General features: G+C 62.8%; 18 protein-coding genes, 1 other RNA gene and 1 riboswitch. Of the genes, 9 read left to right on the forward strand and 10 right to left on the reverse strand.

Going from position 1 to position 21,097, the window contains the following annotated elements; all coding sequences use genetic code 11:
- Positions 1–32 precede the first annotated feature (32 nt).
- Positions 33–1,370, reverse strand: a complete 1,338-nt coding sequence (locus PXK07_RS05600) for a serine hydroxymethyltransferase (protein WP_274847219.1) — start codon at positions 1,368–1,370, stop codon at positions 33–35.
- A 109-nt stretch (positions 1,371–1,479) separates the two neighbouring features.
- Here PXK07_RS05600 and PXK07_RS05605 point away from each other — a divergent pair, with 109 nt between their 5' ends.
- Positions 1,480–2,367, forward strand: coding sequence for a LysR family transcriptional regulator (locus PXK07_RS05605; RefSeq protein WP_274847220.1), 888 nt, complete (start codon positions 1,480–1,482; stop codon positions 2,365–2,367).
- 28 nt (positions 2,368–2,395) lie between these two features.
- On the opposite strand, the gene fnrL is transcribed toward PXK07_RS05605, so the two are convergent.
- The gene (fnrL, locus tag PXK07_RS05610; protein WP_274847221.1) at positions 2,396–3,136 is read right to left on the reverse strand and encodes a transcriptional regulator FnrL; all 741 of its coding nucleotides are present in this window, start codon (positions 3,134–3,136) and stop codon (positions 2,396–2,398) included.
- 61 nt (positions 3,137–3,197) lie between these two features.
- On the opposite strand from fnrL, the gene hemN reads away from it, so the two are divergent.
- Positions 3,198–4,553, forward strand: a complete 1,356-nt coding sequence (gene hemN / locus PXK07_RS05615; protein ID WP_274847222.1) for an oxygen-independent coproporphyrinogen III oxidase — start codon at positions 3,198–3,200, stop codon at positions 4,551–4,553.
- A gap of 196 nt (positions 4,554–4,749) precedes the next feature.
- On the opposite strand, the gene PXK07_RS05620 is transcribed toward hemN, so the two are convergent.
- The 5 genes from PXK07_RS05620 to PXK07_RS05640 all read right to left on the reverse strand — a co-directional run bounded on the left by PXK07_RS05620 (position 4,750) and on the right by PXK07_RS05640 (position 11,184).
- Positions 4,750–6,330, reverse strand: coding sequence for an ABC transporter ATP-binding protein (locus PXK07_RS05620; RefSeq protein ID WP_274847223.1), 1,581 nt, complete (start codon positions 6,328–6,330; stop codon positions 4,750–4,752).
- On the reverse strand, positions 6,327–7,433 hold the full coding sequence (locus PXK07_RS05625) for an ABC transporter permease (protein WP_274847224.1): 1,107 nt from the start codon (positions 7,431–7,433) through the stop codon (positions 6,327–6,329). Before PXK07_RS05625 ends, PXK07_RS05620 begins: the two co-directional genes overlap by 4 nt.
- Before the next feature lie 3 nt (positions 7,434–7,436).
- The gene (locus PXK07_RS05630) at positions 7,437–8,525 is read right to left on the reverse strand and encodes a microcin C ABC transporter permease YejB (RefSeq protein WP_274847225.1); all 1,089 of its coding nucleotides are present in this window, start codon (positions 8,523–8,525) and stop codon (positions 7,437–7,439) included.
- Positions 8,526–8,534: 9 nt separating this feature from the next.
- The gene (locus PXK07_RS05635) at positions 8,535–10,385 is read right to left on the reverse strand and encodes an extracellular solute-binding protein (protein WP_274847323.1); all 1,851 of its coding nucleotides are present in this window, start codon (positions 10,383–10,385) and stop codon (positions 8,535–8,537) included.
- 292 nt (positions 10,386–10,677) lie between these two features.
- Positions 10,678–11,184: a c-type cytochrome gene (locus PXK07_RS05640; RefSeq protein ID WP_274847226.1), complete on the reverse strand. Its 507-nt coding sequence runs from the start codon at positions 11,182–11,184 to the stop codon at positions 10,678–10,680.
- 119 nt (positions 11,185–11,303) lie between these two features.
- On the opposite strand from PXK07_RS05640, the gene PXK07_RS05645 reads away from it, so the two are divergent.
- Positions 11,304–12,137, forward strand: coding sequence for a prephenate dehydratase (locus tag PXK07_RS05645; protein ID WP_274847227.1), 834 nt, complete (start codon positions 11,304–11,306; stop codon positions 12,135–12,137).
- Positions 12,138–12,199: 62 nt separating this feature from the next.
- On the opposite strand, the gene ffs is transcribed toward PXK07_RS05645, so the two are convergent.
- Together ffs and PXK07_RS05655 are read right to left on the reverse strand one after the other, a co-directional pair.
- An RNA gene (gene ffs, locus PXK07_RS05650) (signal recognition particle sRNA small type) lies at positions 12,200–12,298 on the reverse strand.
- A gap of 64 nt (positions 12,299–12,362) precedes the next feature.
- On the reverse strand, positions 12,363–14,219 hold the full coding sequence (locus PXK07_RS05655) for a bifunctional 2',3'-cyclic-nucleotide 2'-phosphodiesterase/3'-nucleotidase (RefSeq protein WP_274847228.1): 1,857 nt from the start codon (positions 14,217–14,219) through the stop codon (positions 12,363–12,365).
- A gap of 337 nt (positions 14,220–14,556) precedes the next feature.
- Here PXK07_RS05655 and nudC point away from each other — a divergent pair, with 337 nt between their 5' ends.
- The 3 genes from nudC (at position 14,557) to PXK07_RS05670 (ending at position 16,925) form a co-directional block, all read left to right on the forward strand.
- On the forward strand, positions 14,557–15,543 hold the full coding sequence (gene nudC / locus PXK07_RS05660) for an NAD(+) diphosphatase (RefSeq protein WP_274847229.1): 987 nt from the start codon (positions 14,557–14,559) through the stop codon (positions 15,541–15,543).
- 58 nt (positions 15,544–15,601) lie between these two features.
- Positions 15,602–16,069 (forward strand): SRPBCC family protein, encoded by a 468-nt coding sequence (locus PXK07_RS05665; protein ID WP_274847230.1) that lies wholly within the window; start codon positions 15,602–15,604, stop codon positions 16,067–16,069.
- 93 nt (positions 16,070–16,162) lie between these two features.
- A riboswitch (cobalamin riboswitch) is annotated at positions 16,163–16,398 on the forward strand.
- Between the two features lie 194 nt (positions 16,399–16,592).
- Complete coding sequence (locus PXK07_RS05670; protein ID WP_274847231.1) at positions 16,593–16,925, forward strand: hypothetical protein; 333 nt, start codon at positions 16,593–16,595, stop codon at positions 16,923–16,925.
- A 224-nt stretch (positions 16,926–17,149) separates the two neighbouring features.
- Here the strand turns inward: PXK07_RS05670 and PXK07_RS05675 are convergent, their stop codons facing one another.
- Positions 17,150–17,671 carry a protein-tyrosine phosphatase family protein gene (locus PXK07_RS05675; protein WP_274847232.1) on the reverse strand — a complete coding sequence of 174 codons (522 nt, stop codon included), beginning with the start codon at positions 17,669–17,671 and terminating at the stop codon, positions 17,150–17,152.
- A 164-nt stretch (positions 17,672–17,835) separates the two neighbouring features.
- Here PXK07_RS05675 and PXK07_RS05680 point away from each other — a divergent pair, with 164 nt between their 5' ends.
- The 3 genes from PXK07_RS05680 (at position 17,836) to recR (ending at position 20,979) form a co-directional block, all read left to right on the forward strand.
- Complete coding sequence (locus tag PXK07_RS05680) at positions 17,836–19,680, forward strand: DNA polymerase III subunit gamma/tau (RefSeq protein ID WP_274847233.1); 1,845 nt, start codon at positions 17,836–17,838, stop codon at positions 19,678–19,680.
- 193 nt (positions 19,681–19,873) lie between these two features.
- Positions 19,874–20,218 (forward strand): YbaB/EbfC family nucleoid-associated protein, encoded by a 345-nt coding sequence (locus tag PXK07_RS05685; RefSeq protein ID WP_274847234.1) that lies wholly within the window; start codon positions 19,874–19,876, stop codon positions 20,216–20,218.
- Positions 20,219–20,379: 161 nt separating this feature from the next.
- Positions 20,380–20,979 carry a recombination mediator RecR gene (gene recR / locus PXK07_RS05690; protein WP_274847235.1) on the forward strand — a complete coding sequence of 200 codons (600 nt, stop codon included), beginning with the start codon at positions 20,380–20,382 and terminating at the stop codon, positions 20,977–20,979.
- Positions 20,980–21,097: the final 118 nt, after the last annotated feature.

A 21,097-nucleotide genomic window follows, 5' to 3' on the forward strand; every position in this document is an offset into this window, starting at 1 on the left:
GGGCAAAGCGCGTGCCGTCACCCTACCGGTTCTCAGGCGCGCACATAGTGCATCCCCTGGAACCGGGCGCGCATGGCACGGGTTCGAGTGGCCACCGCCTCGGGGTCGTTGCCGGTCAATCCTTGTGCGATCAACGCCGCCAGCTCCGGTGCATCGGCGGGGGTCACACCACGGCGCACCAGTTCCGGCGTCCCGATGCGCAACCCATTGAGATCGCCTGGAACCTCTGCAATCGGAAGGCCGATGCCGCAGGCCAGGAATCCCGCCTTGCGCAGGGTCTTGGAGGCCGCCTGACCGCCACCGAAACGCGCCGCTTCCAGCGCGAACTGATGCGATTGCGTGGCCCCTGCCGCGCCCTTGAAAACCGGCAACCCCAACCGCTCCAGCTCAACCGAAAGGCTCTGCGACAGGTCAATCATCGCCGTGGCATAATCCCGGCCATAGTCCACCCAATCGAGCAGGCTCATCGCCAGGGCCGCCGTCTTGGCCGCGTCGAAATTGGCTGTCATCCCCGGAAAGGCGATGGCATCCAGCCGCTCGGCGATCTCGGCATCATTGCTGACGATCAACCCACCTGCGGGGCCACCGAGGCTTTTGTAGGTGCTCATGGTCATCAGATGCGCGCCTTCCTGCAGCGGGTTCGCCCAGACGCCCCCCGCGATGATTCCGCATTGATGGGCCGCGTCGAACAGCACCTTGGCGCCCACCTCATCCGCGATGGCACGGATGTCGGCGACCGGGTGCGGGAACAGATTGAGGCTGCCGCCAATGGTGATCAGCTTGGGCCTCACCTCCTGCGCCAGGGCGCGTAGGGCATCAAGGTCAACCGTATAACCATCGCCGTGCACCGGTGCCGGATGGGTAACAAGCCCATAGAGCCCGGCACAGCCTGCCTGGTGATGGGTCACATGGCCGCCCACCGCAGCGGGCGGCGCAATGATCGCATCCCCCGGCTGCGTCAACGCCATGAATCCATAGAGGTTGGCCAGCGCCCCGGACCCCACCCGGACTTCGGCATAGGACGCCTGAAACACCTCTGCAGCCAGTTCGGCGGCGATCACCTCGATCTCTTCAATCGCCTCCAGGCCCATCTCATACTTGTCGCCGGGGTAGCCCAGCGATGGGCGGCTGCCGAGCCCCGAGGACAGGAGCGCCTCTGCCGCCGGGTTCATCACATTGGTCGCCGGGTTGAGGTTGAAGCACTCCGCATCGTGGATCTCGGTGTTGCGCCGGACCAGCATATCGATCCGGCTTGCCAGGGTATCCGTGGCGGTGCCGACCGTCTGACCGGCGATCTGCTGTACAAGGGTTTCACAGGCGGCTGGCACCCAGGGGCGCGGTGCAAGGGCGGCGGTGGCTCTGTCGGTCATGGCAGGGATCCTTGTGCAAATGTCTGTCCCTGCAACCAAAGCCCAAGGCTCTGCTTGCGTGCAAACCAGATTTTCGAAAAACTAGGGTTAGAAAATCTGAGCCTTTGACATGCCCGTTGCACCACCTCGCCCCAAGTCTCTTCCGCTCACGAGCCTGCGCGCCTTTGAAGCCGCCGCCCGGCTGGGCAGTTTTTCCGCCGCTGCTGAAGAGCTAGGCTTCAGTCCCGGTGCCGTCTCGGCGCATGTGAAAACCCTGGAAGAGGCCATCGGCGCACCGCTCTTTCATCGCCGCCCCAAGGCGGTGGAGCTGACCGCCCCCGGCGCCCGTGCCCTGCCCCAGTTCACCAGGGCCTTTGACCAGCTTGGCGCCGCGGTCCAGACACTGCGGGACGAGGCCGCCCCGCGCGTGGTGCATATCGCCACCCTGCCCGCCATCGCGCAATTCTGGCTCTCGCCGCGCCTGCCGCAGCTGCGCAAGGCGATGCCCAATACGGCCATATCGATCACCGCGCTGGAAACACCGCCGAACCTGAAGCGGGCACCCTACGATCTATGCCTCTTCTTTGCTGACATACACGGGCAGCCCGTGCAGCAGGACGTGATATTCCCGGTCTGCGCCCCGGAGCTGGCGAAACGGCTGACTTGCCCCGAAGACCTGAATACAATTTCCTGTCTCAGCGACAGCACCTGGGACAGGGACTGGTCACATTGGCTTGCTGCGGCCGGTCTGACCGGGCGGGTCACACCAGGTGGGCCGGTCTACTCCCTTTACGCGCTGGCAGTGGAAGAGGCGCTGAATGGCGCGGGGGTCTTGATCGGGCATGAGGCGCTTTTGGCACCATTGCTGCGCTCCGGCCGTCTTGTTGCCCCCTTTGAAGCGCAGGTCACACTGCCGGTGCCTTTGCGCCTGTGGCACCTGCCGGGGCGCACGTCAGCGGCGGTCAAAGAGGTTGCGAACTGGCTGAGGCACAGCGCACGCGATGAGGCACCGTCGTAGAAAGACCCAACGCCGCGAATCGAGGCGCTTAGCCGATCAGGCCACCGTCGCTGTCATCGCCCGCCTCTTCCATCAGGCGGCCCATGTCGGGAATCGTCACCCGCCGCTTACCTTCCAGCTCGATCACGCCGTCCTTCTTCAAGGCCGACATCTGGCGGCTCACGGTTTCCAGGGTCAGACCCAAGTAATCCGCCATCGCCTCCCGCGTCAGCGGCAGATCGAAGGACATGTTGTTGGTCGCACCCTTGGGGGTCAGCGATGCATCGCGACGGGCGATGATCGACAACAGGCTGGCGATCTTTTCGCGGGCGGTCTTGCGCCCCAGGACCAGCATCCATTCCCGTGCGGCGTCCAGTTCATCCAGGGTCATTTCAAGAAGACGATGGGCAATATGCGGCGTGCGCACCATCAGATCCTCGAAAGGTTTCTTGCGGAAACAGCACATGACCACCTCGGTGGTGGCCACCACATTATAGGCAGCACCATCGCGCCCCGGGCGCCCCACGAAATCGCTGGGCAGCAGCAGGCCGACCATCTGCGTACGGCCATCTTCCATCGTCTGGGTCAGCGTCGCAATGCCTGACACGACAGAACCGACAAAGTTCATCACATCGCCCGACCAGATGATCGGCTGGCCCGCCTCATAGGTCCGGTAATACTTGATCGCGTCCAATTCGTTCAGCTCATCCGTATCGCAACGCGCACACACGGCGCGATGGCGGATAGGGCAATCACCGCAAGTAACTGCTGAAATCGTCGGAGCATTCATGGCGGATCTCGATTGATCTGGGTCAAAGTTTCTGTTCGCTACTGACAGCTAGGTTAAAGCGATGGGACAGAAATCACAATTGGCAAGCTTGGGATTATTCGATGCCAAGGTGCCACGCTATACCAGCTACCCGACTGCGCCCCATTTCAACGGGGGGATCGATGCCCCTGTGTTTGCTGACTGGATCGGCGGGATTGCCCCGAACAGTGAGATCTCCCTCTACATCCATGTGCCATTCTGCCGCAGACTGTGCTGGTTCTGCGCCTGCCGCACCCAGGGCAGCCAATCGGATGCGCCGGTCCAGGCCTATGTGGAAACGCTCAAAACCGAACTCGCCCTGGTGAAATCCAGACTGCCGCAGGGGGTGCGCCTGTCGCAGATCCATTGGGGCGGCGGCACGCCGACGCTCTTGTCGGCGGATATGATCCGCGCCCTTGCCGAGGCGCAATTCGACCTCGCGCCGCTGATCCCCGGGGGCGAGTTCTCGGTCGAGATTGACCCCAACGAATGCGATGAAGAACGATTGGATGCATTGGCTGACGTCGGCATGAACCGGGCCTCGGTCGGGGTGCAAGACTTTGATGCCGAGGTGCAAGCAGCCATCGGTCGTCACCAGAGTTTTGAAGCGACCCATAGCTGTTTCGAGATGCTCTCTGCCCGGGGTATCCACAGCATCAATGCCGATATCCTGTTTGGCCTGCCGCATCAGACACCGGAGCAGATGACCGAATCCGTGCAGAAACTGCTGTCGCTCTCCCCGGCTCGGATCTCGCTCTACGGATATGCCCATGTACCGTGGATGGCACGACGCCAGACCATGATTCCGTCAAAGACGCTGCCCACGCCCGAAGCACGCCTGGAGCTGTTTGACACCGCCCGCCGCCTGTTCCTGTGGGACGGCTATCGTGGCATCGGCATCGATCATTTCGCAAGACCAGAGGACCGCTTGGTGACAGCCCAAAATCAGGGCCGTTTGCGCCGGAACTTCCAGGGCTACACAGACGATACCGCCGAGGTCCTGATCGGGATCGGAGCCTCCGCCATCTCTCGCTTTCCGCAAGGCTATGCCCAAAACGCCATTGGCACCGCGGATCATGCCAAGGCGATCGGCACTGGGCGGTTTTCCACCCGCCGCGGACATGCATTTCAGGGAGAGGACAGGCTGCGCGGGCGGCTGATCGAAGCGCTGATGTGCGATTTTCGAATCGATGCGACAGAGATCCTGCGCCGGTTTTCCATTTCCATGGAACAGCTTCAGGAGATGCTGAAAGGAACCCTGCGCGCCTTTCCCGGCATGGTCGACCTGTCACCCGAGGGCCTGTACATCCCCGAGCGCGCCAGACCGCTGACCCGGATGATCGCGCGCAGTCTGGATGCCTATACCTTGAGCAAAGCAGGCCACAGCTCAGCCATCTGATCTGTTCCGTGATCTGACCTGTCATGCGTCCCGACCGGTCGCGCTCCCGCCCGTCGCTGGTGCATGACATGCACCGCTCCCGTTGGGCCAGGCTCGGCGCCTTTGGCGCCGAGCCTGGCCCAAGACCGCCAAGGGGTTCCGGCCAACGGCCGGGGCACCTGCGGGCGCGGGAGCATCCCCTTCCCTTCCGACACTCTCAGCGGGTCGCGGCGAGCAACTGACGGGTATACTCCTGGCGCGGTGCCTCGAACAGAGACCTGGCCTCTCCGGCCTCCACCACATCGCCCTGTTTCATGACGATCATCTTGTGCGACATCGCCCGCACCACGTGCAGGTCGTGGGAAATGAACAGATAGGCAAGGCCATAGCGCGCCTGCAGATCGCGCAGGAGATCGACGATCTGCACCTGCACGGTCATGTCCAGCGCCGAGGTCGGCTCATCCAGAACCACCAGACGCGGGCGCAGCACCATGACGCGGGCGATGGCGATCCGCTGGCGTTGCCCGCCGGAAAACTCATGCGGGTAGCGATCCATGGCGGCGGGGTCCAGCCCCACCTCGGCCATGACCTCGGCCACCAGATCGCGGCTGTCGCGATGCTGATCCACCTTGTGGATCGCCAGCCCTTCGGAGATGATCTGGGCGCAGGTCATCCGCGGGCTGAGCGATCCGAAGGGATCCTGGAACACGATCTGCATATCCTTGCGCAAGCGCCGCAAATCGCGGGTGGACCATTGCCGCAGATCATCGCCGCAAAACCGCACCTCCCCTTCGGAGGCGATCAACCGCATGATCGCCAGGGCCAATGTCGTCTTGCCGGATCCGCTTTCGCCAACGATCCCCAGGGTCTCTCCGGCACGCACCGAAATCGAGGTCGGGTTCACCGCCTTCACATGGCCTACCGTGCGCTTCAGCAATCCCTTCTGGATCGGGAACCAGACCTTGAGGTTCGAGGTCCGCGCCAGTTCCTCCGCCCCGTCGGGCACCGGCGCGGGTTGCCCCGAGGGTTCGGCCGCCAGCAGTTTCTGCGTATAGGGATGCTGCGGGTTGGCAAAGATCTCCTCTGCCGGGCCGCTTTCGACAATCTCGCCGCCCTTCATCACGCAGACACGGTCGGCAATGCGGCGCACGATGGCGAGGTCGTGGGTGATGAACAACAGGCCCATGCCTTCGCTTTGCTTCAGCTCGGCCAGCAGATCAAGGATCTGCGCCTGGATCGTCACATCCAGCGCCGTGGTCGGCTCATCCGCGATCAGGATCTCGGGCTTGTTGGCCAGCGCCATGGCGATCATCACCCGCTGCCGCTGCCCGCCGGACAGCTCATGCGGATAGGCACCAAGCCGCGTTTCTGGATCGCGAATGCCGACCTTTTCCAGCAGTTCAAGGATCCGCGCCCGCGCCGCCTGGCCCGCCAACCCCTGATGCAGCGCCAGCGATTCCGACAGCTGTTTTTCGATCGTGTGCAGCGGGTTGAGCGAGGTCATCGGCTCTTGGAAGATAAAGCTGATGTCATTGCCGCGCAGACGCATCAGGTGCTTTTCATCGGCGCCGACCATTTCCTCGCCATTATAAAGCACCGAACCGCTGACCGTGGCACTATCCCCCAGCAAGGAAACCGTGGACAGGGCCGAGACGGATTTTCCGGAACCGGATTCGCCCACCAGGGCCACGGTCTCTCCGCGGTCCACGGCAAAGGAGACGCCCTTCACGGCCTCGGTTGTCTTGCCGTCCTGCCGGAAGGCGACGCGCAGGTCTTTGACCTCCAGTATCGCAGTCATGAGAAGGTCTTCCTTGGGTCGAACGCATCGCGGATGCCTTCGAAGATGAAGACCAGAAGCGACAGCATGATGGCGAAGGTGAAGAAGGCGGTGAAGGCCAGCCAGGGCGCCTCTAGGTTCTGTTTTGCCTGCAGGGTCAGTTCCCCCAGTGAAGGCGCCGAAGAGGGCAGACCGAAGCCGAGGAAATCTAGCCCCGCCAGCGAGGCGATGGTGCCGGTCACGATGAAGGGCATCATGGTCAGGGTCGCCACCATGGCATTGGGCAGCATGTGGCGGAACATGATCGTTGCGTTGCCAACGCCCAGCGCCTTGGCCGCGCGCACATATTCCAGGTTGCGCGCGCGCAGGAACTCCGCCCTGACAACCCCCACAAGGGCGGTCCAGCCGAATAGGATCATCAAGAACACCAGCAGCCAGAAACTGCGGCCCAGAATGGCGAACATGATGATGATGACGTACAGCGTCGGGGTGGAGGACCAGATCTCGATGAAGCGCTGGAAAAGAAGATCGAGCCAGCCACCAAAATAACCCTGCACCGCGCCCGCCGCGATCCCCACAACGGTGGCGGCGCCGGTCACGATCAGGGTGAAGACGATGGAGAGGCGGAAGCCGTGAATGACCCGGGCCAGCACGTCGCGTTTGGTGTCATCGGTGCCCAGAAGGTTCTGCCCGTTGGGCGGCAGCGGCGCCGCGCCGGGCCGGTCCACGGTGGTGTTGTAGGAATAGGGAATGGGCGGCCAGAGGGTCCAGCCCTTGTGGAACTCCTCGCCCGAGAAGGACCCTGCGTCGATCTCTTCCAGGATGCCTTCGGGATCATCGAAACAGTCCAGGTTGCCCCCCGACTGGATCAGGCATTCCACCTCTGGGTCCTTGTAGACCGCCTCGGTCCTGAAATCGCCGCCAAAGGCCGTTTCGGGGTAGAACTTAAAGATCGGCATGTAGAGTTCGCCACGATAGCTGACCAGGATCGGCTTGTCGTTGGCGATGAACTCGGCAAAGAGCGACAGCACGAAGAGCACCGAGAAGATCCAGAACGACCAATAGGCGCGGGAATTGCGGCGGAAGTTGTTCCAGCGACGCTGGTTGAGCGGGGACAATGCCATGGCTCAGCCCTCCCTCTTGTCAAAATCGATCCGCGGATCGACCAGCACATACATGATGTCCGACACGATCCCCACCACCAGGCTCATCAGGCCAAAGATGAAAAGCGTGCCGAAGATCACCGGATAATCGCGGGCGACGGCGGCCTCGAAGCCAAGCCGCCCCAGCCCGTCGAGTGAGAAGATCGTCTCGATGATCAGGCTGCCGGAAAAGAACACCCCGATGAAGACCGCCGGAAAGCCCGCGATCACGATCAGCATGGCGTTGCGAAAGACGTGGCCATAAAGAACCCGCCGCTCGCTCAACCCCTTGGCGCGGGCGGTCATCACATATTGCTTCTTGATCTCGTCCAGGAAGGAATTCTTGGTCAGCAGCGTCAGCGTCGCAAAGGCCCCGATGGTGGAGGCGATGACCGGCAGGGCGATGTGCCAGAAATAGTCCAGCGCCTTGCCCAGCAGGCTCAGCTCGGCCCAGTTGTCCGAGGTGAGACCGCGCAGCGGGAAGATCTGCCAATAAGAGCCCCCGGCAAACAGCACCAAGAGAAGAATCGCGAACAGGAAGGAGGGGATCGCGTAGGCCGCGATGATCAGGCCGCTGGTCCAGGTGTCAAAGCGTGATCCGTCGCTCAGCGCCTTGCGGATGCCCAGCGGGATCGAGATCATATAGGCGATCAATGTCGACCAGAGCCCCAGCGAGATCGACACCGGCATCTTTTCCAGCACCAGATCGGTCACGTCGATCTTGCGGAAGTAGCTTTCGCCGAAATCAAAACGCAGGTAGTTGCCGATCATCTGCACGAAGCGCTCCAGCGGCGGCTTGTCGAGACCGAATTGCGCTTTCAGCTCCTCGATCAGCTCGGGCGGCAGACCTTGGCGGCCTGCATAGCTGTCATTGGCGCCCAAGGTTTCCGTCGCACCCGCATCGCCACCACCGCCGGCGAAACCTTCGAAGACATCGCCGCTGCCCTGCATCTGGGCAATGATCTGCTCGACCGGGCCGCCGGGCACGAATTGCACCAGGGCAAAGTTGATGACCATGATTCCGAACAGGGTCGGGATCACCAGCAAGAACCGCCTGAGGATATAGGCTGCCATGGCGCGCGCCTACCGCAATGCGCCCGAGGCCTTCAGGTCGGCCTCGGTTTCGGAGTTGATCCACCACAGATCCATGGTGCCGGGCGAAAACGGCGGCAGCGCCTTGGGGTATTCATACATGCGCCAATAGGCGATCCAGTTCACATCCAGATACCAGGTCGGAACCATGAACCTTTTGGCCCGCAACACCCGGTCCAGGGCGCGGGTGTTGGCATAAAGATCCTCTTGCGTGGTCGCCTTGACGATATTGCCGATCAGCGCATCCACTGCCGGATCGGCAAGACCAGCCGGATTGAAGACGGAATACTGATGCGCCTCGGATCCGAACTGCTGATAGAGCCCGGTCGAAGGCTCCAGCGACTTCGGATAGGCGAAAGAGACCATGTCAAAGTCCTTTTCCCGGCGGCGGCTGGTATATTGCGCAAAATCCACCCGGTTCAGGATGGCGTCGATCCCCATGGCCTGCAGGTTCGAGACAAAGGGCTGCACGATCCGCTCCAGCACCGGGCTATCGAGGAGGAACTCCATCTTCAGCACCTCACCGGCCGCATTGCGCCGCATCCCGTCATCGCCCACGATCCAACCCGCCTCATCCAATAGCATCATTGCACGGCGCAGGTTGCGGCGGTCCGACGGGCGATTTGCCTTGGATGTATGCGCCATCACCGCGGGTTCGTTCAGCACCGCGGGATCAATCTGGTCGCCCAGGGCTTCGAGCACCTGTTTCTCCAACCCCTCGGGCAGGCCTTTGGCCTCAAGTGCCGTATCCTGCCAGAAGGAGGAGCGATGGCGGAACAGCCCGTATTGCAGGCTTTCATTGGTCCATTCGAAATTATAGGCCAGTTGCACTGCCTCGCGCACGCGGATGTCCTGAAACACCGGGCGCAGCAGGTTCATCACGAACCCATTGGCCGCAGGCACATTACCATCCGGGATGGCATCCTTGATCACATCGCCACGGCTGACCGCGTCAAAGTCATAGGCCGTGGCCCAGTTCTTGGAGTTGTTTTCGGTGCGCAGGGTATAGACGCCTGCCTTGAAGCCCTCCATGGCGGCAATGGCATCGCCAAAATACTCCACCCGGATGCGGTCGTAGTTGTGGCGCCCCTGGTTCACGTTCAGATGCCAGCCCCAGTAATCGGGATTGCGGCGATAGGTGATACGCTGGTTCACATCGAATGTGTCCAGCACATAGGGGCCAGAGCCCACACCCGGATCCAGACGCGGTTCATCCAGGCGACGGTTTTCCGGGTCCGCCTCGAACCAGGCCTTGGAAAACACCGGCGTTCCGCCCACCTGGGTGATCATCGCCCGGCGCGGAAAATCGGGGGAGAAATGGAACTTCACCCTATGGGCATCCAGGGCTTCGGCCTTGGGGATGCGCTTGCGCACCGCTTCGGCGTAGGATTTCAGCCCCTGATCCAGCAGGATGTTGTGGGAAAAGACCACATCCTCGGCCGTGACGGGCGAGCCATCGGAAAACCGCGCTTCGGGGCGCAGATTGAAGATCACCCAATCCTGGCTTTCGGGGTACTCCAGGCTTTCGGCGATCAGCCCGTAATAGGAGCCTGGTTCGTCATAGGATTCGACCATGAGACTTTCCAGGTGGTAGGAGGCCAGGGCCCCTGCCCGCCCCTTGCGGGTAAAGGGGTTCATGCTGTCGAAGGTTCCGACCGCCGAAAAGGACATCTCGCCGCCCTTGGGCGCGGCGGGGTTCACATAGTCGAAATGGGCAAAGCCTTCGGCGTATTTCAACGCCCCGAATTCCGCAAAGCCGTGGCTATTGATAATGGTTTCTGATGCCCGCGCCGGAGCGGCCAGCATCAGAAACATGGCCGCAAGCAGCACGGCCCCTTGCATGATCCATGCCGCAGGAGAGCGCAGGCCAGTTTGCGCCATCGATACTGCTTTGGCTTTGGGGGTTCGTGATTTCATCTGCCTTAACCTCCGCTGTCCGGTGTTCAAGCGATCCGGATTTTTCCCGTATTTCAAGCTAATGGCAGGCGGGCGCAACATTCAAGTTGTGATGCGGTCACAATCGATTTTGGCCGGGGCGATTTCACGCCGATTTTCGCGGCAGGGACAGATCCCGGCACAGCAAAAAGGCCGCTGTTCAACAGCGGCCCCTTGCAATGTCATGCTATCTTGCAGCTCAGTCGTCGAGGCTGTCCAGATAGGCAATGAGGTTCACCCGATCCGAGACCTTCTTCAGGCCCGAGAAGGACATGGAGGTGCCCGGTGCGTAGCCCGAGGGCTTTTCCAGGAAGGCGTTGAGGTTTTCCGCGCTCCAGTCGCCGGACATGCCCGCCAAGGCGCCGGAGTACCCGAAACCGGCGGCGGCTGCCTTGGGGCGGCCCACAACACCGTAAAGGGAAGGACCGGTCGCATTTACGCCGTCTTCGAGTTTGTGGCACGCAGCGCATTTCTTGAAGACCTTGGCGCCTTTGCCAACGTCTGCAGAAGCCAGCAGCTCTTCGAAGCTCACCTCTTCCGCTTCTTCGGTTGCGCCACCTGCCTCTTCCACTTCAATCACGTAAGAGGCCTCTCCGTGGCTCTCAACGTGGTACAGCTCCTCTGCGGCCCATTTGCCGAGAAGAAGCACGAGGAACGCGCTGCAGACGCCTGCAGTCGCTTTGGTAAGGGTCATCGTGTCAAACATGATCGCGAGTCCATTTCAGCTGTCTGAAGGCGTGTCTAAGGCTTCCCCTCTCAAGTGGCAAGGTGTAGACAGCGCGACGAAATGCCTGATTATCCAAGTTTTGCAGGAAAGTCGCACTCATGTCCGGAAGAATCGCCATTCAGGGGGAACTCGGCTCCTACAGCCACGAGGCCTGTCGCAACGCCCGTCACGATATGGAAGTGCTACCCTGCCGCAATTTCGAGGATGTCATCGAGGCCGTAAAAAGCGGTCAGGCGGACCAGGCGATGCTGCCGGTTGAAAACTCCACCTACGGGCGTGTAGCCGATATTCACCGGCTGCTGCCACATAGCGGGTTGCATATCATCGACGAGGCCTTCGTGCGGGTTCACATCAACCTGCTTGGTGTGCCGGGCGCCCGGCTGGAGGATATCCGGGAGGCAAAGTCGCACCTGGTCCTGCTGCCGCAATGCGGCCAGTTCCTACGCCAGCACAATATCGAAGGACGTGTCAGCCCCGACAACGCCCGCGCCGCCCGCGATGTGGCCGAGGCAGGAGACAAACACGTGGCGGCCCTGGCCAGCGAGTTGGCCGGGGAAATCTACGGGCTGGACGTCCTGGCCCGCCATATCGAGGACCATGGCGACAATACCACCCGCTTCCTGATCATGTCGCGCGAACCGGACGACAGCCGCCGCGGCGCCCATGGGATGATCACCAGCTTCGTCTTCCAGGTGCGCAACATTCCCGCCGCCCTCTACAAGGCGATGGGCGGTTTCGCCACGAACGGCATCAACATGACCAAGCTGGAAAGCTACATGGTGGATGGCTCCTTCACCGCAACGCAGTTCTATGCCGATATCGAAGGCCACCCCGAAGACGACAATGTCAAATTGGCGATGGACGAACTGGCCTATTTCACCACCAACGTGGAAATTCTGGGTGTCTACCCTGCCGACAACGGACGGTACTGATCCCAGCACATGGGAATAATGCGGTCAGCATCAAGTGCGTCCTGATCATCATTGCGGGGATAAGGTGAGAGGTTGGACATCGACCCAAGCGGGGCTCGTTGTGGCTGCTTCCTTCCGGACCTGACCAGGTTGGCGAGGCGCCTGCCCGCGCCAACCTCTCGAATCCCGATATAGGCGGCAGCAGCGGCAAAGACAAGGCCCGCAGAGCGCAGGCAACCGCGATGATCAGATCGCAAGCATCAGCTTCAGGAAACCGCTGGGGGTGATCCCACGGTTGCGCACACGTCCTTCCGGCAGCTCATCCAGGTACTCCCTGGCCGCCGGGCAGGTATAGACGGCCGCTTCGGTGTCCGGCAGGGAGGAGAAATGCCAGGGATAATCCTCTGCCAGCAAGGGATCCTCCGGCAGGCGGCCCGCCACGTAATCGCGGATCACATCCCTGATCCGAACCGGCGGCAGCGGCACGTTCGCCGCCTCCTGCACCATCTGGAAATTGCCGCCACCGCTGACCCGGTAGCTATTGGCGACCACGGCGAACTGCTGATCCGGCGCCACCGGGCGCCCGTTCCAGGTCAGGTCCCGAATCCGCGAGGCTTCGGGATTGATCCGCTGCCCCGAGACGGCAAAACGGGAGGGGGCCGAAAGATCGATCTCATACTGCAGGCCGAACAGCACATCGAAGTTGTGGCCCGCCCGCTCGGGATCCACCAGGTCCACCCCGCTTGAACCGGGCGCGATCCGGTTGAACACCCCGGCGGACATTTCCAGCCAGTCCTGCACCTGCGCCCCGGTCGCGACCACCAGCCGCAACTCGTTCGGGAAGACGTGCAGATCGGCCACATTGCGCATGCACAGGGGACCGCGCCCGATATCGGTGTAATGTCCGGGGCCGGAGCGCCCGCCGAATTTGCCAGGCGCCGCCGCAGACAAAAGCGGCAGATCCCCGGCTGCCGTTCCCCGCAGGAACGGCCGCGCCGCCGCCGCCTGTGCGGCCGCCGCCAGTTCCAACCCCAGATCTTTTCCGAACAGGGTGAAAAAGGAATGCAGCGGCACATCGCTGAAGCCCACGGGCTGGCGCATGCGGTCTCGGGTGGCCTCATGGGCCGGGCTCAAGACCTGCACCAGTTCCTCATCCTCTTCGGCAAGGGAGTGAAGCGTACCATCGTCGTGACGGTGACAAATCGGATGCAGCGCGGCCTCCCAGCCCGTCAGCTCCCAGCCGCCCGCGCCGTGCTCCACCGCCAGATCGATCTGCCCCAGATGCGAGCCATGCGCGCCCGCCATCACCACCGGCTTGTCAAAGACATGATCCGGATGCGGCAGCGTCTTATGGGTATGCCCCCCGATCACCGCGTCTATTTCGGGGCAATCCGAGATCGGCAGCAGGGCATTTTCCATGCCAAACACCGCGTCACGCGCGCCCATCCCGGTATGGGCCAGGGCGATGACGATATCACAGCCGTCCTGGCGCAACCGGCGGGCCGTCTCCCGCGCCGTCTGCACCATATCGGCAACGACCACCTTGCCCTGCAAAAGATGCGCATCCCAGGTTGTCGTCTGCGGCGGCAGCACCGACAGCACCCCGATCCGCACCGGCGGCGCCGTGCCACAGGCGGGTACGATACGCTCGACGATCACCTCCCGGACAAACGGCAGGTCCCGCCCGGGGTCCACCGCCGTCATATTGGAGCAGACCACGGGACAGCTTGCCTGTTGCAGAACCCGCGTCAGGGTCTCGAGACCGAAGTTGAAATCGTGATTGCCAAGCCCGATCACATCATAGCCGAGCACCGCAAACGCCTGCATCAAAGGGTGCGGATCCATCGGCTCCTCGGAGGAGGTTTCGCCAATCGGCGCCCCCTGCAACGAGTCGCCATTGTCCAGCATCAGACAGGCGCCGCCCGCGGCCTCGACCTCCTGCCGCGCCCGCCGCGCCAAGGTGGCGACCCTGCTCAACCCGACGCTGGGATCGGGGCGGTCAGCATAATAGTCGTGACTAAGCAGATTGCTGTGCAGGTCGGTTGTCGCCAGCAGGCGTAACACCCCTTTGTTGTCCGAGTGGGGATGCACCGGTCCTGTCATGTGTCTTTCGCCGCAACGTGCACGGTCTGCTCCGATCTTCATATTTGGCCCCGCCCTGAACCGAGCGCGTTAACCCTTTTGAATCAGCCTTTCACCGATTTGCAAAGTCACCATTTTTGAGGATGTTAACGATTGTGGCACGGATGCCGATGATTTAGCCGATATGACGCCAATTTCCAGCGCCAGACCGGTTGGGCACCGACAAACCACCGTGTATCGTCGCAAAAACCGACGTGAGGATCTGGATTGGCGGGCTGGTCATCCCGCGTCTTTGCAGCCATCAATCAGGAAGGGCGGCATCTGGCAGCGGGTCCGCAGCCAAGAGAAGGACGACAGGATGAAACGGGCCGAAGAGGTGACATTTGGCGGCGGCGGCGGTTTGGATCGCTCTGCCCATCTGCGCGGCGACGCGGCGGCACTGGATGCGGTCTGGAGCGCAGCGGAAAGCAAGGTGCTGTTGCTGTGGCGCGGCAAACCGCTGTGCCTGCGCTCCGATCCGGCGCGGGGACCGGACAGTCTGGCCTGGTTGACGGGCAGCCATCCCGTGGCCGAGACCTATCGGGACACCAGGATTTTCCTGGGCCATCTTGCCGAAGGACCAGCCGTCTTTGCCTGCGACATCAGCAGTTGGCAGCCGGACGCGATTGATGAAATGGCCCTGGCCAGCTTTGCGGATGTCAGCGAACAGCAGCATCCGGATCTGCCCGACGGCTATGCCTTTGCCGAACTCCGGCGTGTGATGACGCGGCTTACCCCGCTCGAGGCCGAAGTGGCGGCCACCGCCAGGGCGCTGTTCTCCTGGCATGAAACCCATCGCTTCTGTGCCCGCTGTGGCCAACCCAGCGACATCGCCCAGGCGGGATGGCAGCGAAACTGCCCTGCCTGCAAGGCCTCGCATTTCCCGCGCACCGACCCGGTTGTGATCATGCTGATCACCCATGGCGATGCGGTGCTCATGGGCCGTTCGCCCGGCTGGCCCGAAGGGATGTTTTCCCTGCTGGCGGGCTTTGTCGAACCCGGAGAGACGCTGGAGGCCGCCGTGCGGCGCGAGGTTCTTGAGGAAGTCGGCGTCACGGTCGGTCGGGTGAACTACCTGTCGAGCCAGCCCTGGCCGTTCCCCATGTCGCTGATGTTCGGCTGCAGCGGAGTTGCGCTGGATCGTGAATTGACCATCGATCCGCAGGAAATCGAGGATGCGATCTGGGTCAGCCGCCAGGAGATGATGACAGCCTTCGCGGGCGAACACCCGATCCTCAAGCCCGCCAGGAAAGGTGCAATTGCGCATTTTCTGTTACAAAACTGGCTTGCGGACACGTTGGATTAAGGGGATGATCCGCCCCATACACAGCAGATTGATCACCAGGACAAACAGGCGGTAAGTCATGGATTTTACGAGTAAGCAGGACATTGACGCACCCATCGCCGAGGTCTTTGAGGTCCTGTCGGATTTTGACAGTTTTGAACGTTCTGCCTTTCGTCGCGGTGTCGAGGTTCAGCGCCTGGGCGATACTGCCACGCCGCAAAGCGGGCTTTCGTGGGATGCCACCTTTACCTTCCGCGGCAAAAAGCGCGATCTGAGGATCGTTCTGAAGTCCTTCGAACCGGTGACGGGCATGGTCTTTTCCGGAGAAAGCGGTGCCATTCAGGGAGCGTCAAAGATCGAACTCATGGCGCTGTCGCCCAGTCGCACGCGCATGTCGATCACCCTGGATCTGTCTGCCAAAACCCTCTCCGGTCGGCTGCTGCTGCAATCTCTGAAGTTGGCGCGCGGGTCCATCGACAAGAAGTTCAAAGCCCGTGCCGCCGATTTCGCCAGGATGGCGGAAGACAGGATCAGTCAATCGGCCTAAGGCTTAGGCCCCATCCATCGATATATCCAGCCCCCCTTTCGCGCAATATGTCCCGGCAGCCTAAATCAGGATTGACGTGTCGCCCCTTCCCCCGCTAGCCCTTGAGCAGATGGTGCTTGAGGCGCGCTTTGCGGGCCTTGACTGAAAAGGGAATGTGGTGCGCTTGGACCTGTTTCAGGACCTGATCAAATCCACAACTGCCCCCGCAACTGTAGGCGGAAAGCGACGTCGGAAGATCCACTGACCACCGGGCAGATGCCCAAGGCCGGGAAGGACCGAAAGAGCAATGACCCGCAAGTCAGGAGACCTGCCATCGTGACACTCGAAACCGGGCGGGGCGTCCGAAGCGGGTGCGTGGACAGCAGCGCCCTGACCTTTGGGTCACGCACGGTCTGTTCCATGCCTCCCCCCGTTGCCCTGCCCCCTTTGCGCGGAGGGCGCGATGATACCCAGACCCAAAACACATCGGATCGCGGTGAGCGATTGCAGGCACACAGGCGCCACCTGCCCCGCGCTAGAACGCATGCTGAAGGCGCTGTGCCAGGCGCTGAACAGCGCAAAGGGCCTGACCGACGAGGATTTTGAGATCAGCGGAGAAAGCCAGTTGGATGGCTGCGACAGACAATGTGCCGCCAGGTTCTTTGCCTCTCACGACCGCATTCGCGTGTTCGGCGGTGCCGAGGCATCGGCCCAGCAGTCCGGTCTCGAGCGGTTTGCCGACATGCTCCTGACCTCTGAAGGCAGCGCCTTGCCCGCCGGGTGTCTGCCCTCCCCGCCATGCGCGATGGGTCAAGCCCTCCCCCAGAAGACGGCCCCGGATACGGCCAGCTACAGCATCGATGCACACCAGCCATGACCGTGGGATCGTGGACTGTGGGAGCGTAGGTTGTGGGTTCCTTTCCTCTTCAGCTGGGAAACATTCAGACCTAAGCCTAGGAAACGCCACCGCAGCGCGCAAGGCGCGCTGCCGGGCCCAACGGGCCTATGCCCCCCCTTGGGGGCGGTGGCCGGGCGGGAGAGCCTCGTTGCACGGATCGCCTGTCAGTTCAGCCCGGTCCCGTTGCCGCAAGACAGGCAAGATCAGCCACCTGTCGCCCAGGCCATTTGCGCTTCCGTCTCGATGGCACAGGGGCGTGTCATGCGCAGCCGGGCAAGGGCCTTCTCTGGCACCTCTCCGCATTCGATCAGCAGACGCAGCACCGCCATGCCGGACCGCCCGCAGCCGCCACGACAATGCACCAAGACGCGGCCGCCGCCCTCCAGCGCCTGCCGGGCCGAAGCGCTGACCGCGCGCCAGGATCTGCTCACCTCGCGATCGGGCACCCCGAAATCGGTAACGGGCAGATGGGCCCAGCGGCTTCCCATGCTTTGGAAATCGACCCCCAGGGTTGCCGCTCCGACCGCCACATGTTCGGCCTCGGTGGTCAGGGAGATGACCAGGCCGGGCTGCCAGTCGTGAATAAGCTCCATGTCCCCCTTGTAGTCGCCCATGGCGCCCGGCAGGGGGCAAAGCGCCAGGATCGCGTTGGCAGCCGATAGCGCATAGATCGTAAAGGGCACGACGGCCTGATCAGGAGATTGATCCGAATGCGTTTCACCCATGGAACATCTTCCACCACCTCATCTGCGTCAGCCACGCCCCGGCGCGGCATGGGAAAACTGTGCCACCGGCAACGCCAGGCGGTCAACAGCGGTGGACGAACCCCTCTGGCTTGCCTACCCTGTAGCGCGGCCCCAACGACCACCCGAATCCGGCACGAGACAGCATGATCGACACTCCGACCCCCGACCAGGACACCCCAGCCACCGATTCCGCGCAGGAGGCCCCGGTCCAGTATCAGGTCCTCGCGCGCAAGTATCGCCCGGAAACCTTTGCCGATCTCGTCGGCCAGGACGCCATGGTGCGCACGCTGAAGAACGCCTTTGCGGCAAACCGCATTGCCCAGGCCTTCATCATGACCGGCATTCGCGGCACCGGCAAAACCACCACCGCACGAATCATCGCCAAGGGCATGAACTGCATCGGGCCCGATGGCACCGGCAGCCCGACAACCGAACCCTGCGGGGTCTGTGAACATTGCGTGGCGATCATGGAGGGGCGCCATGTGGATGTGATGGAGATGGACGCCGCCAGCCGCACCGGCGTCGGCGACATCCGCGAGATCATCGATTCGGTGCAGTACCGCGCCGCCTCGGCCCGCTACAAGATCTACATCATCGACGAGGTTCACATGCTGTCGACCAGCGCTTTCAACGCGCTGTTGAAGACGCTGGAGGAACCCCCCGCCCATGTGAAGTTCATCTTCGCCACCACCGAGATCCGCAAGGTGCCGGTGACGGTGCTGTCGCGCTGCCAGCGTTTTGACCTGCGCCGGATCGAGCCGGAGGTGATGATCGACATGCTGCGCCGGATCGCCACCTCCGAAGGGGCCGAGATCGCCGAGGACGCGCTGGCGCTGATCACCCGCGCCGCCGAAGGCTCGGCCCGCGATGCGACCTCGCTGCTGGACCAGGCGATTTCCCATGGTGCTGGCGAAACCACCGCCGATCAGGTGCGTGCCATGCTGGGTCTGGCCGACCGGGGCCGGGTGTTGGACCTGATGGACATGATCCTGCGCGGCGATGCGGCAGCGGCCCTGACCGAACTCAGCTCCCAATATGCCGAGGGCGCCGACCCGCTGGCAGTGCTGCGTGATCTGGCCGAGATCACCCATTGGGTCTCGGTCGTGAAGATCACCCCCGATGCCGCCGAAGACCCCACCATCAGCCCCGATGAGCGCGCCCGTGGCCAACAGATGGCCGCGGCCCTGCCGATGCGGGTGCTGACCCGCATGTGGCAGATGTTGCTGAAGGCGCTGGAAGAGGTTGCCGCCGCGCCCAATGCGATGATGGCCGCCGAAATGGCGGTGATCCGCCTCACCCATGTGGCCGACCTGCCCAGCCCCGAAGAATTGGTCCGCAAGCTGCAGGACATGCCGCCCCCGCCGCCCGGTGGCGGGGGCGGGGTGCCCATGCACGGCATGGGCGCGCCTGCGGCGAGCGGGGGAGGCGGGGCCTCGGCTATCGCCTCGTCCCCGCTGCAAGGCGCACCGGGCGGTGGCCCCTCCGGCGGCATGACCATGTCGCATGGTCAGGGGCAGGTCACCGCGCTGGCTCCCGCCGCGCAAAGCGCCCTCGCCCGCTATCCGAGCTTCGAGCACGTGGTGGAACTGATCCGCACCAACCGGGACGTGAAACTTCTGGTGGAGGTGGAGACCGGTGTGCGCCTGGTCTCCTACCAGCCCGGCCGGATCGAGTTCACCCCCCATGCGGACGCCCCCCGCGATCTGGCCGCCCGCCTTGGCACCGCCCTGCAGAACTGGACCGGCAGCCGCTGGGTGGTCACCATCGCCCCCAATGGCGAGGCGCCGACCATTGCCGAGATCCGCGATGCCGCCGAGAACGCCCTGCGCGAAAAGGCCACGGAGCACCCCCTGGTTCAGGCAGTCCTTGAAAGCTTCCCCAAGGCAAAGATCACCCGCATCCGCACCGCGGAAGAACTGCAGGCCGAGGTCCAAGCCGAAGCCCTGCCCGAGGTGGAGGACGAATGGGACCCCTTCGAGGACAGTTGAACGGCAGAGCCTGTCCCGCGCCACAATAGTGGCACCCGGACCTATTGAGGGATGCCAACGGGAGCCTGCACATCCATGATGTGCCGCGCGGCGGGCGGGAACTGCCCCGTGAGTTCAGACGCCATGCAAATCCCTTGTGCCAGGGCCCCGCACCCCATATCTAGGCACCAAACCAGACTTCAGGAGAGATACCATGCTCAAAGGCCTCGGCGGTCTTGGCGATATGGCCAAGATGATGAAATCGGCTCAGGAACTGCAAACCAAGATGACCCAGATGCAGGAAGACCTGCACAACGTCATGGTCACCGGCGAAGCGGGCGCGGGCCTGGTGAAGGCCACCGCCTCGGCCAAGGGCGACCTCAAGGCGCTGGATATCGACCCGTCGATCTTCAATGGCGATGACAAGGAAATGGTCGAGGACCTGATCCTGGCCGCCATCAAGGACGCCCAGTCCAAGGCGGCAGAAAAGGCGCAGGACGAGATGACCAAGCTCACCGAAAGCATGGGCCTGCCCAAGGACATCAAGCTGCCGTTCTGAGCAGGGCGCAACCTGAGACACCCAGACAAGGCGGCTTCGGTCGCCTTTTTTTCTGGCCGCTGCCACAGCGCAAACAAAAGCCGAACATCTGCCCCTGCTCCCCTTGCCTTTTCCGCCTGCGATGCGCCTATATGGGCTGAAACCGCGAAGGCCGCTCCCGAATGCAAGACCGCTCCACCAGCGATATCGAAAACCTGATCGACCTGATGGCGAAACTGCCCGGCATGGGGCCGCGCTCGGCCCGCCGCGCGGTGCTGCACCTGGTGCGCAAGCGGGGGCTTCTGCTCACGCCGCTGTCAGACATGATGAGCCGTGTGGCCAGCACCGCCCGTGAATGCCTGAACTGCGGCAATGTGGGCACCAAGGATATCTGCGACATCTGTGCCGACGAAAACCGTGCCAACGGAGAGCTTTGCGTGGTGGAAAGCGTCTCTGACCTTTGGGCGATGGAACGCGCGGGCGCCTTCAAGGGACGGTATCACGTGCTGGGCGGCACGCTTTCGGCGCTGGACGCCATCGGCCCCGAGGATCTGCGCATTCCCCGCCTCGTGGACCGGGTCGGCAGCGAGGCGATCAGCGAAGTGATCCTGGCGCTCAACGCCACCATCGACGGGCAGACCACCGCCCATTACATCGCCGATCAGCTGACCGGCCAGGTCAGGCTCACATCGCTGGCGCAGGGCGTGCCCATCGGCGGCGAGTTGGATTATCTCGACGATGGCACCATCAGCGCCGCCCTCAAGGCGCGCAAGGACCTCTAGCTCCTCCTGTATCGGAGAAAGGGTCTCCGGCGCGCCTCGTCGTGAGATCCATGGTCCCTCCCCCGGCTCTCTGTCCCCGCACGCAGATGTTGTGACCCAACGGCGAAATTGACAGCAG

Origin of the sequence: Phaeobacter sp. QD34_24, from assembly GCF_028890115.1 — a bacterium.
Taxonomy (GTDB): domain Bacteria; phylum Pseudomonadota; class Alphaproteobacteria; order Rhodobacterales; family Rhodobacteraceae; genus Phycobacter.

Excerpts from the sequence above, each read along its gene's own strand:
- recR (WP_274847235.1), top strand. The coding sequence starts at position 20,380 with ATGCAAGACCGCTCCACCAGCGATATCGAAAACCTGATCGACCTGATG.
- PXK07_RS05665 (WP_274847230.1), top strand. The coding sequence starts at position 15,602 with ATGGATTTTACGAGTAAGCAGGACATTGACGCACCCATCGCCGAGGTC.
- PXK07_RS05685 (WP_274847234.1), top strand. The coding sequence starts at position 19,874 with ATGCTCAAAGGCCTCGGCGGTCTTGGCGATATGGCCAAGATGATGAAA.
- PXK07_RS05670 (WP_274847231.1), top strand. The coding sequence starts at position 16,593 with ATGCTGAAGGCGCTGTGCCAGGCGCTGAACAGCGCAAAGGGCCTGACC.
- hemN (WP_274847222.1), top strand. The coding sequence starts at position 3,198 with ATGGGACAGAAATCACAATTGGCAAGCTTGGGATTATTCGATGCCAAG.
- PXK07_RS05680 (WP_274847233.1), top strand. The coding sequence starts at position 17,836 with ATGATCGACACTCCGACCCCCGACCAGGACACCCCAGCCACCGATTCC.
- PXK07_RS05605 (WP_274847220.1), top strand. The coding sequence starts at position 1,480 with ATGCCCGTTGCACCACCTCGCCCCAAGTCTCTTCCGCTCACGAGCCTG.
- PXK07_RS05655 (WP_274847228.1), bottom strand. The coding sequence starts at position 14,219 with ATGACAGGACCGGTGCATCCCCACTCGGACAACAAAGGGGTGTTACGC.
- PXK07_RS05640 (WP_274847226.1), bottom strand. The coding sequence starts at position 11,184 with ATGTTTGACACGATGACCCTTACCAAAGCGACTGCAGGCGTCTGCAGC.
- PXK07_RS05675 (WP_274847232.1), bottom strand. The coding sequence starts at position 17,671 with ATGGGTGAAACGCATTCGGATCAATCTCCTGATCAGGCCGTCGTGCCC.
- PXK07_RS05630 (WP_274847225.1), bottom strand. The coding sequence starts at position 8,525 with ATGGCAGCCTATATCCTCAGGCGGTTCTTGCTGGTGATCCCGACCCTG.
- nudC (WP_274847229.1), top strand. The coding sequence starts at position 14,557 with ATGAAACGGGCCGAAGAGGTGACATTTGGCGGCGGCGGCGGTTTGGAT.
- PXK07_RS05620 (WP_274847223.1), bottom strand. The coding sequence starts at position 6,330 with ATGACTGCGATACTGGAGGTCAAAGACCTGCGCGTCGCCTTCCGGCAG.
- PXK07_RS05645 (WP_274847227.1), top strand. The coding sequence starts at position 11,304 with ATGTCCGGAAGAATCGCCATTCAGGGGGAACTCGGCTCCTACAGCCAC.
- fnrL (WP_274847221.1), bottom strand. The coding sequence starts at position 3,136 with ATGAATGCTCCGACGATTTCAGCAGTTACTTGCGGTGATTGCCCTATC.
- PXK07_RS05600 (WP_274847219.1), bottom strand. The coding sequence starts at position 1,370 with ATGACCGACAGAGCCACCGCCGCCCTTGCACCGCGCCCCTGGGTGCCA.
- PXK07_RS05635 (WP_274847323.1), bottom strand. The coding sequence starts at position 10,385 with ATGCAAGGGGCCGTGCTGCTTGCGGCCATGTTTCTGATGCTGGCCGCT.
- PXK07_RS05625 (WP_274847224.1), bottom strand. The coding sequence starts at position 7,433 with ATGGCATTGTCCCCGCTCAACCAGCGTCGCTGGAACAACTTCCGCCGC.